This window comes from Halomarina salina (assembly GCF_023074835.1).
Taxonomy (GTDB): Archaea; Halobacteriota; Halobacteria; order Halobacteriales; family Haloarculaceae; genus Halomarina; species Halomarina salina.
Genome location: NZ_JALLGW010000001.1, coordinates 881,234 through 896,934 on the forward strand (window position 1 = coordinate 881,234; position 15,701 = coordinate 896,934).

A 15,701-nucleotide genomic window follows, 5' to 3' on the forward strand; every position below is an offset into this window, starting at 1 on the left:
GGGTATGGCCAACACGCCACGCGACAAACTGGCCGCTCGCTTCCGCACGTTCGACGAGTACGTCGAAGCGGGCGATATCGACGCCGCGAGCGCCGCCGCTATTCGCGAAGTCATCAACGCCTACGACGAGCGCAACGTCACTGTCTCGAAACCAGCCGGAGAGGGCTATCGCGAACCAGCGACGCTCATGTCGTGGCTGTACCGACTCGCTATCTTCGCCCGTGAGCGCGACCTGACGACCGCGACCGCTGCCGAGTTGAACGCCGACATACAGGCCATGCTCGACGGCACGCACCGGTCTGTCAAGGACGACGGGCTGACGATGGGAACGCTTCGGTCGTATCAGGCCGCGCTCCGCGTCTTCTACGGCTACCACGACGGATTCAGCGTGACGCCCGACGAGATACAGCTATTCGACAAAGCCGATACGCACATCGACCCGGCGGATATGTTGACGAAGGAGGAAATCCACATGGCTCGCGAAGCGGCCGATAACGTCCGTGACCTGCTCATCTTCGACCTACTCCTCTACACCGGGATGCGACGCGGTGCGCTTCGGACACTCCGCGTGAAGGACGTGGACGTGCAGGCGGGCGAGTGGCGATTCAACTCAGAAGTAGACGGGCTAAAGAAGATACACCAGCCGTTCGCACCACGGCCGTTGCTCATGGCGAAGGCGACCGTCCGAGACTGGTTGGAGTACCACCCCGACCCACAGCCCGACAACTACCTCGTCACCGCCCGACCGAACTTCGCCGCTGTTGACCCGTCTGTCCCGATTGCAGGCGAGACGGTGCGGCGGGTCATGGCCGACATCAAGGCCGACGCGGGTATCGAGAAGCCAATGCACCCGCACGCCATGCGGCACAACTTCGTCACTATCTGCAAACGTAACTACCGGATTCCGGACGACACGGTAAAGTTCCTCATCGGCCACCACCCGGCGTCGAACGTGATGGAGACGACGTATTCGCACCTCTCCGGTGACGACCACATCCAGCGAGCGAACGAAGGCGCGGGCCTCGTTGACCCGGAGGACGAATCACCGTTCACGCCCGATGCCTGCCGGTACTGCTCCGCGCCGCTCGCACCGAACGCGAAGGCGTGTTCCCGCTGTGGCTACGTCTACACACCCGACGCGGTGGCTGTCGTTGACCGCATGAACGAGGACATGAAAGCGTCCTACGCGGTGACTGCACCCGACGAAAACGACACGCTCGACGAACTCGGCGAGCTTGACGCGCTGCTCGCCGACCCCGCAGTGAAAGCCGCACTGCTCGACCGACTCGGTGTCGCGGAATAGCGCGCTAACGCGCGGTTCAGTCAGCGGCTTCTGATTCCGTCGCTTCGACTGCTTCGGCTTCGGCTGGCGGGTCGTCTGTTTCCGAATCGTTTTCTACTGCTGCTGACTCGTCTGGAAGCGAGTCATCATTGTCCGTTAGCTCGCTATTCATGTGCGCGAATACGACGCCGAGTCCGACCACCCATATTGCAAAGACGACGAGAGGTTCGATAGTCGTCGCAAACGGGATTCCCGGTACGACGAGGCCCGAGACATGCATCCCTGCTACCACCAACGGGAATATCACTGACGCAATCGCAGCGAGTCCAACGTCCTTGAGATTGCTTCGCAACTGCTCTGGGTCTGTATTTTCAAATCGGTCGGAGAGGCTTTCTCGCTCACGTTGCAGCGCACTCATCTCCGTTGACACTTCGACTAGCCTAGACCGCTGTGCGTCGTATCTCTCTCGCTCTTGGACTGCCCACCTGTTACTTGAATCGGCGTTAGTTGCAGTCGCTATATCGCCCATTAGTGCGAGCGGGTCCGGTCTGGCATAGGGAATTTGCGCTTTTTCAAGCACATAGAGTATGTCGCCAAAGCGTTCACTCGCTTCGTCAATGTGTTCAGCTGGTAGAGCATCGCGAGGAACGTTGACGAACGACGCGACCTCGTCTAATACATCGGTAAACTCCACGTCTTTCGGTGCAGGAGACCAGTCTTCTCCAGCATGGTCATCTATGAATTCTTTAATATCGCGCTTGGCTTTGCTTTCGCGCTCCTCTCGCGCCCATTTCTCTTCGATACCCTCGATTTCATCGCGTATGAGTTCGCGTTGCTCACGGAGACTCCGCCGCCGTGCATCAACTGCTTCTACACGACGACGAATACTATCTCGCTCAGATTGCATTCCGGCAATACGACTCGTGAGATACGCACTGAGCAAACCGAGAAAGACACCGCCTGCCGTCGCGAGCGACCCGTAGAATCCGAGCGGGGCCATAACTCGCTCAAACGGTCAGTGAGACAAGAAGTATTCGGTTCGTCGGACTCTCTGTCGGTCATGACGCTGACTGACGCTCTCACTGCCGGGCAATTCTACGTGTGTAGCCGGGAGAGTTTCATCGCCGTTGACGAACTGAACGACGAGAATGGTCGCTGTCGGTACGGTCGCGTTGGCGATGCAAGCGAACAACAGCAGTGGCGCTCTTCCGAGCACGTCCGGTGCAATCGACTCGATTGCGCTCCTAGCGACGCTCGCGCTGGTTATCGGTATCGAGTTGGCGGTAACGATGCGCGATACCGACGTGCTGCGGCATGACGTGCTACAGGGTAGACCGGACGGCTGGACCCCTATCTCACGGCTCAGCCACCTGCGCCTCGTCTATCCGCAGTTCACGTTGACGTACTTCGCCATCTTCGAGCTACTGTCGCTGGTATATTTCATTGTGAATCTGCTCGTTGAAGCCCCTACTCTGCCGCTCGGACACCCTGTGACGATTGTGCGGTCTATCATCCTGCTCGTGTTCGTCATTTACCCGCTTATCGCCGTACCCGCGTACGGACGTATGGCCCGCGCGAACAGCCTGCTCGGTCGGTCAGTAGGCTATCACGCCATTGGTGTCACGGCGATTCTTGCGCTGTCGCTGATTGACCTTCCTATCGGACCCCTACGCACCGCGCTCCTCGTGTTCGTCGTACCCATGCTGACGACTGTGTTCTTCGACAAGGGACTACAGCACGACGTACGAGAGTATGGTCGAGCGAGCGACAAAGCCACGCCGAAGGGCATTCACTGAGTCACTCGTCGTCTTCCTGCTCCTCGCGGCGTCGACGCCGTGCGAGGATGTGCAGCCACGCCGCTTCGTCGCCGTCTTGCTCGTGACTCGTGCGCTTCATGACCTGAGTACGTCAACGAACGAGGTCACTGTTTCGTTCAGTCCGACATGGACTGAATCAGCTGATAGACTTAGAGCGTGGGTGTATCGTGTAGTCAGGTAGCTATTTGTGATGCAGTACTGAACACTCACTATCATGGACGAGCAGCTCCGGGGAGGTATCACAGGCGTCCTCGTCGGCGTCCTCTCAACGGTATGGTTTGCGGTGACCTACGGCCACCCGTTTGCGGAGGTTCGCGTGACAGGGAGCTACTACGATGGGTCGCCCGCGCTGCTTTATTACGTGTTCTCGATAGGGCTTGCAGTGTACGGCATACACAAAATCAGAACCTACCGTGATAGTTCGGCGACGCAGAGCAAGTGATAGACTCGCGGCACGAGTCTATCAGTCGGCGTCGAGCAAGTCGCCGAGCACGACGTGAATCGGTCGCGCTGCCTTCTCCGGTCGGACGGCGACGAAGCGCACGCCCCGGTCAAGGTACTCGCCGCCCGTCGTGAGTCCGACCACCGAGTACGACGCCGAGCGAAGTGCAGTGCGAGCGTCCGTCGACAGCGCCGCGTGCAACACGTCGCCGTGAGCGTCGCGCGTGACCTTCGCGAAAGGGTGGTCGGCGACGCCCTCCGCCCACCACGGGACGGTGCCTGTGAGTGACGACGCGAGCACGTCGCAGTCGAACGCCGCAGCGCGCTCCTCGTCACGCTCAGCGTCGGCGTCGGCGAACGCGCTCGACACAGTCAGTCGCCCCCGTCGTCGCCGTCGCCGCTGTTGACGGCCTTCGCTATCGCCGACGGGTCGTCAGCGTCGCCCTGCTCGTAGACCGCGCTCAGCCGCTCACGAGCGGTGCGTACGGCTTGCTCAGCGTCACGACGGAACGCCTGTCGCTCGCCGATTGTCGGCTCGTCGAGTCGGTCGAACAGCGGCCCCTCGCCGAGTGCAGCCATGCGGTCGCCGAACGACTCCCAGTGGCCGAAGCCGACTTCGGTCGGCAGCAGGTCGCCCGGCTCGAACGTGACGCGTACGGCTTGCTCGCCCTGCTTCTGTGCTGTCCTGCCGAGCTTCGACCACTCCGGCGCTTGCGCGTAGTCATACCCCTGCGACTCGGCGTCGGCACGCGTCGTCCCCATCGAAATCGAGCGGAGGGCGACGACGTAGTACGTGTCCGGCGGCGGCGTCTCGCCCCACCCGCGCTGGTTCTCCATTACTCAGCACCTCCGTTCGTACCTGCGTCGCCGTCAGCGGCCCCAGTTTGCGCCATACGCGCGCCGACGCTCAGCGCAGGGAATGCGTCAGGGTCGGCGCTCGGCGCGCTGTCGTCGCCCCGTGCGGCTTCGACGGCGCTCACACTCGTCGGGATACCCGCACTCGTCCCGTCTCGCGTCGTGTTGTCTCCCGGCGTCGCACGGTCGCCACGCTCGCGCTCCGCTTCGACCGCACCGACGCTCGTCGCTATGCCGTCGCTGTGTGCGTTCGCCGCGATAGCCGGAGCGCCCGCTGCACAGCCGTCCTGTATCGAGCAGACGCCGCCGTTGCCCTTCAGCAGCGCGACGTGGTCGGGTCGCAGCCCGCCCTTGACTTGCTCGCGATACTCGCCGTCGTAGTGTCCGGGCGGTAGCGACTCGCCGAAGTAGCTCGACGAGACGCCGACTGCACGGTTCGACGTGAGCTTGTTCATGAGTCGGAGCGCGTCGCCGCCGACGCTCGTCAGTACGTCCGTGTAGAGCACGGCGTCGCCCTGCACGGCGTGCTCGCCCGGCACGTAGCGCGGGTTCTCGATGTGACCGATTCGCTCGGCGTCGCCCGTCGGGTCGTCGACGCTCGTTACTCGCCCGTTCGCCATCGGGTGCGTGAGCGTTATCGGCGTCTCGTCCCACTGCTCAGCGCTCGCGCGTACCTCTGCCGCCGGGACGTAGCCACGGTGCAGGTCGGTCGCCTTCAGGAACGTCATGGGCGCGACGAGCACCTTCGCTGCCCCCCTCGTTTCGCGTCGAACGCCGTCGCCCTCGCTGTTCGCCGTCAGGTTCGTCAGGTAGAGGTCGCCGTCGCCACGTGGTCGGCTTGGCATGCCAACACGTCTGCTACCTTGATATACCAAGGTTCGGATTGGCCGAATCGCTCAGCTGCCCGGATTCGAGCGCGTAAGCGCACGTAACTGCGCGGTCGCGCGTCCGAGAAGCGTGCGACTGCGTCGAACTGCGTCGAACCGCGTTGGACCGCGTCGGTGCGCGCTACTCCTCGCCGGGATTCGAGTCCGAGTCGACCCGGTCACGCAGCGGGACGAGCACGGTCGTCGCCGTGTAGTCGTCCGTCTCGTCGGTCACGAAGATACGCGCGCCTGCGTCGCGAAGCGTCTCGACCCCACCGGGACCGACCATACCGAGATTCACGACGGCCTGCCCGCGTCGACGCCACGTGCCACAGCCGACGCCCTCGCCGTTGGCTGCGTCGGTCGCGCCCGACTGCACGCGAGCGAGCTTCTCGTCTATCGTCGGCGTCGAGTGCGGTTCGTAGCCCGCGACGACTGCCTCGCACAGCACGTACCCCTCCGGCACGTCGACAGGCGGGCCGTCACGCTCGCCGAGGGCGTCGTTCAGTCGGGCTGCCTTCTCGCGTACCTTCGCGTGCGTCGGGCGTCTCGGCGTCACGACGACTCGCCCTCGCTGGCCTGCTCGGCTTCGGCAGGTCCGTCGTGCTCGGTCGCACTCGACTCGTCGGACGATAGCTCGGCGACGAGCGGGCCGTCGTCACCGTCGACCGTGACGAGTTCCGGCAGCGCGAGCGTGCCGGTCGTGCCGCTCAGGTCGGCGTCGCCAGCGTCGAGGTGCTCGGCGAGCGAGTCGAGCTTCGCGTCGAGGTCGCGCAGCAGCGTGCGTGCCTCTATCCAGTTCGACCGGCGCTCGGCGATTCGTGACGCTGCTTCCCACTCCTCGTCGTCGAGCGCGCCAGCGAGCGCCCTATCGTACGCGAGCTTCGTCGTCGCGACGTGACCTGTCGACAGGTTCTCGGCGAGATAGTCGACGCACAGCGCCACGTCACGGGAGATAACCGACTGACTCATGCCGTACTGCTCGCCGAGGTCGCGCTGTGACGGCAGGTTCGCCGGACAGCCCGCTTCGCGCAGTCGCGCGAGGATATCGGCCCGTCGCTCGGTCGGCGTGTACTCCTCGGTCGGCTTCGACGCGTCGATGTTGACCGCGTCGAGATTCGGCAGGTCGTCGGGATTCGGGCCACGTTCACCCATAGTTGATATGTAAAGGTATTCTGCATATCTACTTGATGATTCGGGCGATAGCGACGGCGTGGCTACCTCTCGTGGGCGAGTATCAGACTGCGCGTCGACGTGAGAAGGTGGTCGGGGCCATGACGCCCCCGACATGAACGTGAAGACGCTCGCCCGGTCGGACGTGACGGACCCCGCCACGCCCTGCCGGAGCGTATCTGCGATATAGCCCCTGTGCGCCGTGCAGTGACGGCGAGCAGGTCGACGACGAGCAGACGACTGGGACTGCTCGTTTCGTGAGCGTCTCGGCGGCGTGTCGCCGCGTCATCGACAGGTGTGACTGGGTGTAGCACTATCTTGTACCTCTGGATTTGACCGACTCGGCACCGCACGGCTTCTAATGTAGGCGTTGGGGGCAGTCACACATGCCTACGCGCTGGCGTGAATCGTTTATGTTTTTAACGCTGCGGCGAATCTCATGCATCGTACATCGGCCCCCTTCGGGTGTAAGCAACTTCGAGGGCGTGGCCGGTGTCAGCCCCGTCCACTGCGGCGAGGTCGACGCTGTTCGCAGACAGGATACGACCAACAGACAGCTACAGCTACCCCATGCCGGAACTACTCGTGACGGCTGCACGTCTCGCCGGAGAACTCGCCCTTGTCGTCATCGGGGCGATGCAACTCCGTGAACTGAGGCGGGGTCGCCAGTAAGCGGCGGCCCCCTTCGGGTGTAAGCAACTCGTCGTTCGGCGACGAGTCACATTATTCTATTGCATCGGCATCCCGCCCGAGTGGTTGCCCTACTCGTTGGAGGAGCAGGTGCTCGTTCCGCGCATAGTCGACGACGACAGGACACGACGGTAGCTCGGCGGGTGTTACTGCCGTCGAAAGCACGTCGAACCCGGCGCACCGAATATCGGTGAGCGGCGTCCGTCCGGGCGTCCGTGGTGGCAGAACGACGTGGATGACCGTGCGACCTCTCACAGTCGCCTCGCACTGATGAACAACGCGAGTACCGACGCTCGTCATTGGTCCTCCCCACCGTCTGTTGCTCGCTCGGGAGTTGCGCTGAGTAGTCGGTCGAACTCGCCGGTGACTTGTCGGGTTGCATCACTCGTCTCCCCGGTATCGTCGTCGGTGAGACTGCGGCGAACCGTGTCGGAGACGGCAGCGAAGTCGCATCGGAGCCGCTTCGACCCGTCACGAGTGTCTGTCGTGTACCCGTCAGCCCGTGCAGCGCGTTCCATAAGGTCACGTACCGTCGACGCTGCGGGAGTTCCGTCGAACACGTCGGCACGAATAGCTGCCGTTCGGAGCGCGGCTTTCCCGCCGTGCTCATGCGCTCGTCGAGCGAGTGCGACGCGGAGTCCGTGGACACGCTCGTCAGTGTTGAGGTCGCTGAATGGCGTCCGGTCTATCGCTGGCGCGTCGAGGTCGACGCCGAGGTCGTCAGCGAACCGCTCGGCTTGCTCACACGGGACGAACAGGTCGGCGTTGTTCGGGTGCGCTGTGTAGCGTAGCCGGTCGAGAACGGCGTCGAGGTGCGCGGTGCGCATGTGCTCGGTGTTGCCGCCATCGAACGGCATGGCGGCGAGCGCGTCGCCGAACTGCTCGCGGGTGAACCCGCCGCTCGAATCGTCGGTGACGAGATGCGACGCGAGCCACGCTCGTTTCTTCTCGGTAGCCGATACGGTCGGCGTCTCACTGTCGGGAGTGGCGGTGAGTCGCTCGCTCGCGTCAGAGACGGCTGTTTCCAGTTTCTCCGTTACGTGGCCGATACGACCGCCGCCGAGATACCAGCAGACGACTGCTCGGAGTATCTCGTGTTTCGCTGCGCCTGTCTCGGCAGCGTAGGCGCTCATCGCGTCTTTCACCGTTGGAGCGATTCGGACCGTCGCTCGCCGCCCGCCGCCCGATACTGACTCACGCGTCTCGGGGACGTTTTTTTCTCGCGCGGCGGCTGCCCGTCTGCCGAGGGCGGCGAGCAACTCGTCGGCGAGGTCCTCTGCCGCGTGCCGGTCGCGGTACTCACGCCACGCTTGTTCGAGCAGAACGCCCGCGTACGTGCCGCTCGCGCCGTACTCTCGCTCGATGGCTGCGAGGTAGCGGTCCCACTCCGGCGGCGCGCTCCAGTTGAGCGGCACCGTCTCGCGGGCGGTCACGCTGACCACCGCTCACTGCGGACGTAACAGGGCGTTACGAACCTGTCAGCCGAGTACGTACGTACGTAACGTACTGTTACGTATACAGTAGTAGTGTAGTGGTAGCGGTGCTGGTTGCGGTCGCGGTGACGGTGGTAGCGACACCGCTGCAGTCGCGCGTTTTCTCTCGCGACGTGACCGTCTCTTTCACCGCCGGTCGACGCCTGCAACAGCCGCACGAGAAAAAAAGACAGGTGCGGCTTCCCAGTCCGAGCGTGGGTAGCCACGCTCATGACGCGCCCTCCGCGTCGTCGAGCAGCGCGAGTAGCACTTCTGCCCACTCGCTCGCTGGCAGGTCGCTCGCGGCGAGTCGTTCGAGCGTCTCGCGGCGTTCGTCGAGACGACGCGTCGTCTCGTCGTCGACGGTCACGGCAAGCACCTCGCGGTCGCTACGCTGTTCGGTGTACGATACGTGGATAGACGACGGTAGCCCGCGCTGCGGTCGAGTGCCGCTGCTCGCGGGCAATACGTCTCAACGCGGGCGACCCGCGTGACCGTCATCCAGCGGCGTCAAAGGAAGACGCCGCGACCAGAACCGTCGTGTTGATGTTCGAGTTCATGGGTGCGGAGACGCGACGAACTCCGCACGGCGCAATGCCTATGACTGCACGTATCGAACTGCTCGATACGGGCCTGCTCCGTCGCGGTCCGTCGCGCTTACTTTGCCGAGGGTCCCGCCCTCGGCACCTTTCACGACGCCCAAAGTGGCGTCGCTGGGATACCTGACCTACTACACCGAAGTAGAAAAAGGACTGTATTAGATGTCAGAGAGGCAGCAGTTACATGAATTCCGCAATAGTCGTGGGCTTATTCTTGTCGTTTTCAAACACCGATTCGAGAGACTGCTCCAGCACCTCTAGCCGCTGTTTCGTGTAGGGTCGGCAGTCGTACTCGTCGGCGACGTGGATGGCGGTGTCCATGTACTTGTTCACCGACCCCTGGTGGACGGTGAGGTTGACGCGGCCGCCGCACTCGCGGCACTCGCCGGTGAGTGGCATCCGTCGGTACTTCTCGCCGCAGTCGAGACAGCGCGTCTCCTGCCTCGAAAAGGCCCGGAGGTTCCCGATGAGGTCCGGGAGGAAGTGCCCCTCGATGACCCGTTCGGCGACGTCCGTCTCGTCGACGGCGCGGAGCTTTCGCGCGAGTTCGAGCTGGGCGTCCATCTTGTCCATCATGCTCCCGAGCGTCTTGTACGCCGAGAGGTCCGGCCCGAGCGCGATGTTCGAGGTGTCGTGGGTGTGCCGGAAGTCGGTGTACTCCCGATCGGTGCCGAGCGTCTCCTCGGCTATCTTGATGGGCACCTCCTCGGGGTCCGTCAGTTCCCGCGAGGCCTCGTAGAACTCGCGGGGATACTGGTCGACGATGTCGACGTTGTGCGCCTCGTCGTCGATCTCCGACGGGTCGATGCGGGAGGACATGACGAGCGGCGCGTCCATCTGCCCGCCGCGTTTGTCGGGGAGGAACGACTTCGAGAAGTTGAGCAGGCCGTCCATCAGGAGCATGACGCAGTCCTCGTCCCCGTCGCAGTTGCGCCGCTTCGCCGCGTGGAAGTACGGATGTGCGTACCCCACCGCAGCGCTCGTGAACCCGATGACCCGCCCGACGACGGCGGCGGAGGTGTGGGGAGCCATCCCGAAGACGAGTTCGCCGACGAGTTCCTCGCGGTCGGAGACGTCGTAGAACGGGTCGAGGTCGTAGTACTGCTCCAGCAGGGCGTCGACGAAGTTCGCCGTCTTGAGCATGTGTTCCGCCGCGCCGTCGGAGAGGACGATGTCCTGGACCCGTAACTCGACCAGCTGGTCGTCGTGGCGCAGCGGGTCGCCGTCCATGTCCGTGTGGTAGCCCAACCCGCGCAACTGGTCGACCGTGATGTCGAGTTCGCTCGCCCGGACGGACGTCACGGGCAGGTCGGTCATGTCGTAGCGGATGGTGCCGTCCTTGAACGCGGAGACGTCGTGTTTCGCGCGGAGAATCCCTTTCTCGATGGGTTCGGGAAGTTTGTGTTCGCTGGTGAGTCCCTTGACGCCCTTCAGGATGTCGTAGACCCCGGGGCGTTCCCCGACGTTTGCGAGGGCCTCGTCGAGTTCCGAGCGGAGGTCGATGTCGGCGAACTGGACGGGTTCGGCCTCGCCCTCACAGCGCGGGCAGATGGCGCGCCCGGCCTCGTCGAGCGTCGCGCGCACCTCGCACTTGTGGCACTCGTAGACCGCCTCGGTGTGAGTCCGGCAGTCCGGGCAGCGAGCCTTGAACGTCCGCGTCTCGCAGTCGGGGCACTCCCGGCGGGCGGCCTGGACGGATAGCTGCCCGGCCTTCCCGCGCATCGAGTCGGTGTGGCTGGCGGCCTGACTGACGTCGCGCTGGCTGCCACCGGCTTCGCCGATGGGGAACAGCGTGTGGACGGCGGGGCTCATCTCGCGCTTCTCGGACTTCTCGGGGCGGCCCATCCGGTTCCCGATGCGGGTCGGCGCGCGCTCCTGGACCGAGAACGGTGCGACCTCGTTCACCGCCTCGACGGCGTTCCCGCCCTCGGTCCCGTCGTCGGCTGGCCAGTTCCGCGCTCGCTCCGACAGGTCGTCGAGCGTCCACGTCCGCTCCAGGTTGTCGGTGAGGCCGAGCGACCGCACCAGGAGGCGAGCGTCGGGTATCGTCACCGTCTCCTCGCCCTGCGTGTGCTGGACGATGAGGTTCTCCAGCGTCCCACAGAGCGCGTCGGTCCGGTCGAGGACGAGCGTGTCGCCCTCGCCCGCGGTGGGGGCGTCGGGCGACAGCGCCGCCCCGTCCGCCTCGACGAACCGGCCCTCGCTCGCGGCGGTCGCCAGGTCGTCGAACTGCTCGACCGAGATGTCGTGCCAGAGGGGGGTGTACTTCGGGTGGAGCGGCGCGTCGTACTCCTCGGCCCACGCCAGCGCCTCCTCGCTACTCGGGTCCGCGAGGTCGACGTGCGGGTCGTCGCGGAGCGCCTGGAGGTCCGCGCCCGCGTGGTCGAGGTCCTGTTCCCACCACTCGACGACGTACGACGAGGGGGCCAGCTGGTGGTTGTTCTCGATGAACTCGCCGTAGTTGACGAGGTACTCGCCGACGTCGAGGATGGAGACGATGCCGTTGCGCAGTTCCAGCGCCTCCTCGGGGTCGTCGATGCGCCGGACGTCGCCGTTGGCGAGTTTCACCGTCGGCCCCTCGATGGAGTCGACGGGGACGACGCCGCCGGCCTTCCCCGGTCGCTCGGTCTTTATCTGCGTCCCCGTCGCGAGGAAGTCGTCGAGGATGTGCATCGTCGCGGGGTGGACGCCGGCCGTCGCGAACCCGTGGTTGCGCGAGCGCCCGTAGCGCAGGCGGAACCCGCCCGGCATCGACGGGTGACCGAACACCGGCCGACCCGCGATGAGGTCTCGGAGGTACTTGTCCGCCGGGTCGACGCGCGGCGGTCCGTCCGGTTCGACGGGGGCGTCCTCGGCGTCGTCGTGGTCGGCGTCGCTCCCCTCGCTCTCGGCGTCGGCCTCTGAATCGCCGCCGTCCTCGTCCGACTCGCTCCCCTCGTCCTTTCCGATGGTGCCGTCGATGAGGTCCTGAAGCCACGGCCAGTCCACCTCGTCGAGGTTGCGGGTGTAGCGCTGTATCTTCGGGGCCTTCAGCGCGATACCCTCCGCGAGGACGAGACACATCCCGCCGCGCGGGGAGTTGGTGTCGACGCGTTCGAGGTCACGGAACCCCGACACCTCCTCCTGCCCGGTCGCCTCGCCGTCGAGACAGATGGGGCTGTTCTCGGCGATGAACTTCGTCTCCTTGTCCTTCGGCGAGTACTGGAGGCCAGTCTCGGAGTCGTAGAGGGCGACCTCCTCGGCGTAGCGCTCGACCTCGTCGTCTCTCGCTTTGTACTCGTCGATACCGAGCAAGGCGCGGGCGTAGTCGGCGACCAGCACCGAGAGCGCCTGGGCCGTCCCGCCCGCGGAGCGAATCGGTCCGGCGTAGTAGACGGAGACGAACTGCGTGCCGTCGTCGTTGTCGTTGACCTCGACGCGGTCGATGCCCTCGATGGGCGCGGCGACGACCCCCTCGGTCAGCAGGGCGACGGCGGTCCGGACCGCGCCCTCGATCTTCCCGGCGTCGGTGTCGTAGTCGCCGACGGTCCCCTCGACGAAGTCGCCGACGAGGGCGAGGGCGGCCTCCTCGCGGGACATCTCGCCTTCGAGGTCGCGGACGCGTTCGGCGACGCCCGCGATGCCGAGGATGTTCTCGACGCGGTCGGCCATGTCCTTCGCGACGGGAATCTCGACCTCGGGTTTCGGGTCGCCGCCGCGGCGCTTGGCCTCCTCGGCGACGTCGAACGCTTGGTCCAGTCGCGACTCCAGTCGCTCGAAGTAGCGTTCGTCTTCCGGTCTCACGCTCTCACCCCCCCGAGAGCGGGTGGCCGCTCGCGCTCCGCGACGTCACGAGCGTCCGGTACGTACATACACCGCAGGTAGTCCGAGGGACGCAAAAACCTTCCCGACTCGACAGTCCGGGGGTCGGTAGCCACCAGCGACCGCACACGTCGCCAGCCGTGACCGCCGGTGGCGAGCGACCACACACCACACACTTTTGCTCGCGTGCCACGCGCGTCGTCTCATGACGGACGCCAGCGAACCCACAGACAGCGCGGACGCCAGCACCTCGACCGACGCCGCCGACCCCAGTACCACGACCGTCGGCTTCGTCGGCCTCGGCATCATGGGCCTCCCGATGGCCTCGAACCTGCTCGACGCGGGCTACGCCGTGGTCGGCTACAACCGCTCGGACGAGCCGGTCGAGACGCTCGTCGACCGGGGCGGCGAGGCGGGCGACTCCCCGGCGGCCGTCGCCGAACGCGTCGACGTGGTCGTCACCTGCCTCCCCGACTCGCCGGACGTGACGACGGTGGTCCTCGGCGAGGGCGACGAGGAGAACCCCGTCGTCGACGGTCTCTCGGAGGGCATGACCCTTATCGACACCTCGACCATCTCGCCCACCGTCACGGAGCGCATCGCGGGCGAACTCGACGAGATGGGCGTCTCACTGCTCGACGCGCCCATCTCCGGCGGCGAGGAGGGTGCCGTCGAGGGCAGTCTGTCGATAATGGTCGGCGGGGACGGGGCTACTCTGGACGCGCACCGCCCGCTCCTCGACGTGATGGGCGAGACGGTGACCCACTGCGGCCCCTCGGGTGCCGGGCAGGTCACCAAGGCCTGCAACCAGATCGTCGTCGCCTGTACGAACGTCGCGGTGAGCGAGGCGCTCGTGTTCGCGGAGAAGGCGGGCGCTGACCTCGACGCCGTCGTCTCGGCCATCAGCGGCGGCGCGGCCGGGTGCTGGACGCTCGACAACCGTGCCCCGCGGATGATTCGCGGGAACTTCGAGCCGGGGTTCTTCGCGGACTACCAGTACAAGGACCTCCGCATCGCCACGGACGCGGGCGAGGCGTTCGGCGCGCCGATGCCCGCCACGGAACTCTCCCACGAACTGTACAAGTCGATGGTCGAGAACGGGATGGGCCGGGACGACAACTCCGGCGTGATGCAGGTCGTCGAGCTGCTGGCGGGGACGGAGGCGCGCGTCGAGGACGCCGACTGAGCGGCCGGTCGCTGGCTACTCCGACGCGACCGGCTAGCCACCGAGACGCGCGGCGCTCGCGATGAACGTGTGTAGCCGTCGCCGCAAAGCGCGACTGGTCGTGTTCACCGGTAGATGGCTCGATACGACTTCTACCGCGGCTACCGGTGTCCGCGGTGTGACGACGACACGGACGTGTTCCGAGACCCCGAGACGGGGACGTTCGGGTGGGTCTGTCCGAAATCCGACTGCGACGCTATCGGCTTCGGGTTCCAGTCGCGCCGCCGCGCGCGAATCGGACTCAGAGAGTATCGCGAGCGCTTCGGGAACCGGTCACGGGAGTACCGCTGACCGCTGAACGCAGCAGAGCGGCCGATTCCCGCCGAATCCTTCCGTCAGTCGCGCGTCTCGTCGTCGAGACCGTCGAGCGCCGACTCGATGGGTTCGTCCCCGGAGAGCAGTTCGAACGTTCGCCCGTGAGTGCGTTCGAGCGGGAGCGTCGCGACCAGCGTCCGGGCGACGTCCTCGCGGGGAATCTCGGCGTCGTCCCGGTCGAGTTCCGCACCGACCCTGACCTCGCCGGTGCCGTCCTCGTTCGTCAGCGCACCGGGGCGGACGATGGTGTAGTCCAGCGGACTCTCCCGGAGGTGCTGGTCGGCCTCGGCCTTCGCGTCGAGGTACTCCCGCAGTTCCTCGGGGCTCTCCTCGGGGGAGTCGGCGTTCATGGCGCTCAGCATCACGAACCGCTCGGCGTCGTTGGCCTCGGCCGCGCCCATCAGGTTGATGGCTCCGTCGCGGTCGACGCCCCAGACGTCCTCGCCGCTCGACCCGGCGGCGAAGACGACGGCGTCGCAGCCCTGGACGGCGTGGGTGACGTCCGCGGTGAGGTCCGCGACGATTGCCTCCGCGCCGAGGTCCTCGACGTCGTCGACCTGTGCCTCGTCGCGGACCATCCCCCACGTGTCGTGTTCGCTGTTGCTCAGCAGTTCGGTGACGTGCTGTCCGACCTGACCGTGAGCGCCAGCGACGAGTACTCGCATGGACTCGAAGTTGGGGCGTCGGGCGGAAGACGGTGACGCCTTCCCGACCCCGCGACGCACGACCGACCGGTTCCGATTTACGAGGACGCGCCGGCCATCCGGTAGTACGTCTCGGTCCCGTCGTCGGTCGCTATCTCTCGTCGTTCGACGACTCCCGCCTCGACGAGTTCGGTGAGTGCCTGGTCCAGGTCGCCGAGGACGATGCCCGCCGCGGCAACGTGGCTCACGGCGTCGAGGACGGCGTCGCCGATTGCGCCGACAGGCCCTCGTCGCGTGCCCGGCGCGTCGTCGGCCGCGAACTCGACGCCCTTCAGTATCTCCGTCTTCCTGTACGCCTTCCCGATGTCTTCGCCGAGGAACGCGACGATGAGTCGCTTCTCCGTCCCCAGGGGGTCGTTCACCTCGTCCCAGTCGTCTCCCGTCGCTGCGCCGGCCTCCCACTCGTCGGCATCGATCGGCATAGCTCCGTGAACGTCAGCGCGCGACGAAAATCTATGGGT

At 65.5% G+C, this 15,701-nt stretch carries 16 protein-coding genes; 5 read left to right on the top strand and 11 right to left on the bottom strand.

Translation table 11 applies throughout. The features are described 5' to 3' along the window. The first annotated feature begins 4 nt into the window (after positions 1–4). Positions 5–1,303, top strand: a complete 1,299-nt coding sequence (locus tag MX571_RS04445; protein WP_247414379.1) for a tyrosine-type recombinase/integrase — start codon at positions 5–7, stop codon at positions 1,301–1,303. Between the two features lie 16 nt (positions 1,304–1,319). Here the strand turns inward: MX571_RS04445 and MX571_RS04450 are convergent, their stop codons facing one another. Continuing rightward, positions 1,320–2,282, bottom strand: a complete 963-nt coding sequence (locus MX571_RS04450; RefSeq protein WP_247414380.1) for an AAA family ATPase — start codon at positions 2,280–2,282, stop codon at positions 1,320–1,322. 148 nt (positions 2,283–2,430) lie between these two features. Here MX571_RS04450 and MX571_RS04455 point away from each other — a divergent pair, with 148 nt between their 5' ends. Beyond that, on the top strand, positions 2,431–3,078 hold the full coding sequence (locus MX571_RS04455) for a hypothetical protein (RefSeq protein ID WP_247414381.1): 648 nt from the start codon (positions 2,431–2,433) through the stop codon (positions 3,076–3,078). Between the two features lie 235 nt (positions 3,079–3,313). Continuing rightward, positions 3,314–3,541: a hypothetical protein gene (locus tag MX571_RS04460; protein ID WP_247414382.1), complete on the top strand. Its 228-nt coding sequence runs from the start codon at positions 3,314–3,316 to the stop codon at positions 3,539–3,541. A gap of 21 nt (positions 3,542–3,562) precedes the next feature. Here the strand turns inward: MX571_RS04460 and MX571_RS04465 are convergent, their stop codons facing one another. The 8 genes from MX571_RS04465 to MX571_RS04500 all read right to left on the bottom strand — a co-directional run bounded on the left by MX571_RS04465 (position 3,563) and on the right by MX571_RS04500 (position 12,978). Then, positions 3,563–3,910 carry a hypothetical protein gene (locus tag MX571_RS04465; protein ID WP_247414383.1) on the bottom strand — a complete coding sequence of 116 codons (348 nt, stop codon included), beginning with the start codon at positions 3,908–3,910 and terminating at the stop codon, positions 3,563–3,565. Between the two features lie 2 nt (positions 3,911–3,912). Next, complete coding sequence (locus MX571_RS04470) at positions 3,913–4,377, bottom strand: hypothetical protein (protein ID WP_247414384.1); 465 nt, start codon at positions 4,375–4,377, stop codon at positions 3,913–3,915. Beyond that, positions 4,377–5,240 (bottom strand): hypothetical protein, encoded by an 864-nt coding sequence (locus MX571_RS04475; RefSeq protein WP_247414385.1) that lies wholly within the window; start codon positions 5,238–5,240, stop codon positions 4,377–4,379. Before MX571_RS04475 ends, MX571_RS04470 begins: the two co-directional genes overlap by 1 nt. A gap of 163 nt (positions 5,241–5,403) precedes the next feature. Next, the gene (locus MX571_RS04480) at positions 5,404–5,820 is read right to left on the bottom strand and encodes a hypothetical protein (RefSeq protein ID WP_247414386.1); all 417 of its coding nucleotides are present in this window, start codon (positions 5,818–5,820) and stop codon (positions 5,404–5,406) included. Next, positions 5,817–6,416, bottom strand: a complete 600-nt coding sequence (locus MX571_RS04485) for a hypothetical protein (RefSeq protein ID WP_247414387.1) — start codon at positions 6,414–6,416, stop codon at positions 5,817–5,819. Before MX571_RS04485 ends, MX571_RS04480 begins: the two co-directional genes overlap by 4 nt. Positions 6,417–7,420: 1,004 nt before the next feature. Beyond that, positions 7,421–8,566 carry a hypothetical protein gene (locus MX571_RS04490; protein WP_247414388.1) on the bottom strand — a complete coding sequence of 382 codons (1,146 nt, stop codon included), beginning with the start codon at positions 8,564–8,566 and terminating at the stop codon, positions 7,421–7,423. A gap of 259 nt (positions 8,567–8,825) precedes the next feature. Beyond that, positions 8,826–8,966 carry a hypothetical protein gene (locus MX571_RS04495; protein ID WP_247414389.1) on the bottom strand — a complete coding sequence of 47 codons (141 nt, stop codon included), beginning with the start codon at positions 8,964–8,966 and terminating at the stop codon, positions 8,826–8,828. A gap of 409 nt (positions 8,967–9,375) precedes the next feature. Then, positions 9,376–12,978, bottom strand: coding sequence for a DNA polymerase II large subunit (locus tag MX571_RS04500; protein WP_247414390.1), 3,603 nt, complete (start codon positions 12,976–12,978; stop codon positions 9,376–9,378). Between the two features lie 223 nt (positions 12,979–13,201). Between MX571_RS04500 and MX571_RS04505 the strand changes: the two genes are divergently transcribed. Together MX571_RS04505 and MX571_RS04510 are read left to right on the top strand one after the other, a co-directional pair. Then, positions 13,202–14,182 (top strand): NAD(P)-dependent oxidoreductase, encoded by a 981-nt coding sequence (locus tag MX571_RS04505; RefSeq protein ID WP_247414391.1) that lies wholly within the window; start codon positions 13,202–13,204, stop codon positions 14,180–14,182. A 114-nt stretch (positions 14,183–14,296) separates the two neighbouring features. Continuing rightward, complete coding sequence (locus MX571_RS04510; protein ID WP_247414392.1) at positions 14,297–14,512, top strand: hypothetical protein; 216 nt, start codon at positions 14,297–14,299, stop codon at positions 14,510–14,512. A 44-nt stretch (positions 14,513–14,556) separates the two neighbouring features. Here the strand turns inward: MX571_RS04510 and MX571_RS04515 are convergent, their stop codons facing one another. Both MX571_RS04515 and MX571_RS04520 read right to left on the bottom strand, forming a co-directional pair. Beyond that, positions 14,557–15,201, bottom strand: a complete 645-nt coding sequence (locus MX571_RS04515) for an SDR family oxidoreductase (RefSeq protein ID WP_247414393.1) — start codon at positions 15,199–15,201, stop codon at positions 14,557–14,559. A 77-nt stretch (positions 15,202–15,278) separates the two neighbouring features. Continuing rightward, positions 15,279–15,662, bottom strand: a complete 384-nt coding sequence (locus MX571_RS04520; RefSeq protein ID WP_247414394.1) for a hypothetical protein — start codon at positions 15,660–15,662, stop codon at positions 15,279–15,281. Positions 15,663–15,701 lie beyond the last annotated feature (39 nt).

What these genes read in the sequence shown, in the direction of transcription:
- MX571_RS04445 (WP_247414379.1), top strand. Translation starts at nt 5, where the DNA reads ATGGCCAACACGCCACGCGACAAACTGGCCGCTCGCTTCCGCACGTTC.
- MX571_RS04450 (WP_247414380.1), bottom strand. Translation starts at nt 2,282, where the DNA reads ATGGCCCCGCTCGGATTCTACGGGTCGCTCGCGACGGCAGGCGGTGTC.
- MX571_RS04455 (WP_247414381.1), top strand. Translation starts at nt 2,431, where the DNA reads ATGGTCGCTGTCGGTACGGTCGCGTTGGCGATGCAAGCGAACAACAGC.
- MX571_RS04460 (WP_247414382.1), top strand. Translation starts at nt 3,314, where the DNA reads ATGGACGAGCAGCTCCGGGGAGGTATCACAGGCGTCCTCGTCGGCGTC.
- MX571_RS04470 (WP_247414384.1), bottom strand. Translation starts at nt 4,377, where the DNA reads ATGGAGAACCAGCGCGGGTGGGGCGAGACGCCGCCGCCGGACACGTAC.
- MX571_RS04475 (WP_247414385.1), bottom strand. Translation starts at nt 5,240, where the DNA reads ATGCCAAGCCGACCACGTGGCGACGGCGACCTCTACCTGACGAACCTG.
- MX571_RS04485 (WP_247414387.1), bottom strand. Translation starts at nt 6,416, where the DNA reads ATGGGTGAACGTGGCCCGAATCCCGACGACCTGCCGAATCTCGACGCG.
- MX571_RS04505 (WP_247414391.1), top strand. Translation starts at nt 13,202, where the DNA reads ATGACGGACGCCAGCGAACCCACAGACAGCGCGGACGCCAGCACCTCG.
- MX571_RS04510 (WP_247414392.1), top strand. Translation starts at nt 14,297, where the DNA reads ATGGCTCGATACGACTTCTACCGCGGCTACCGGTGTCCGCGGTGTGAC.
- MX571_RS04515 (WP_247414393.1), bottom strand. Translation starts at nt 15,201, where the DNA reads ATGCGAGTACTCGTCGCTGGCGCTCACGGTCAGGTCGGACAGCACGTC.
- MX571_RS04520 (WP_247414394.1), bottom strand. Translation starts at nt 15,662, where the DNA reads ATGCCGATCGATGCCGACGAGTGGGAGGCCGGCGCAGCGACGGGAGAC.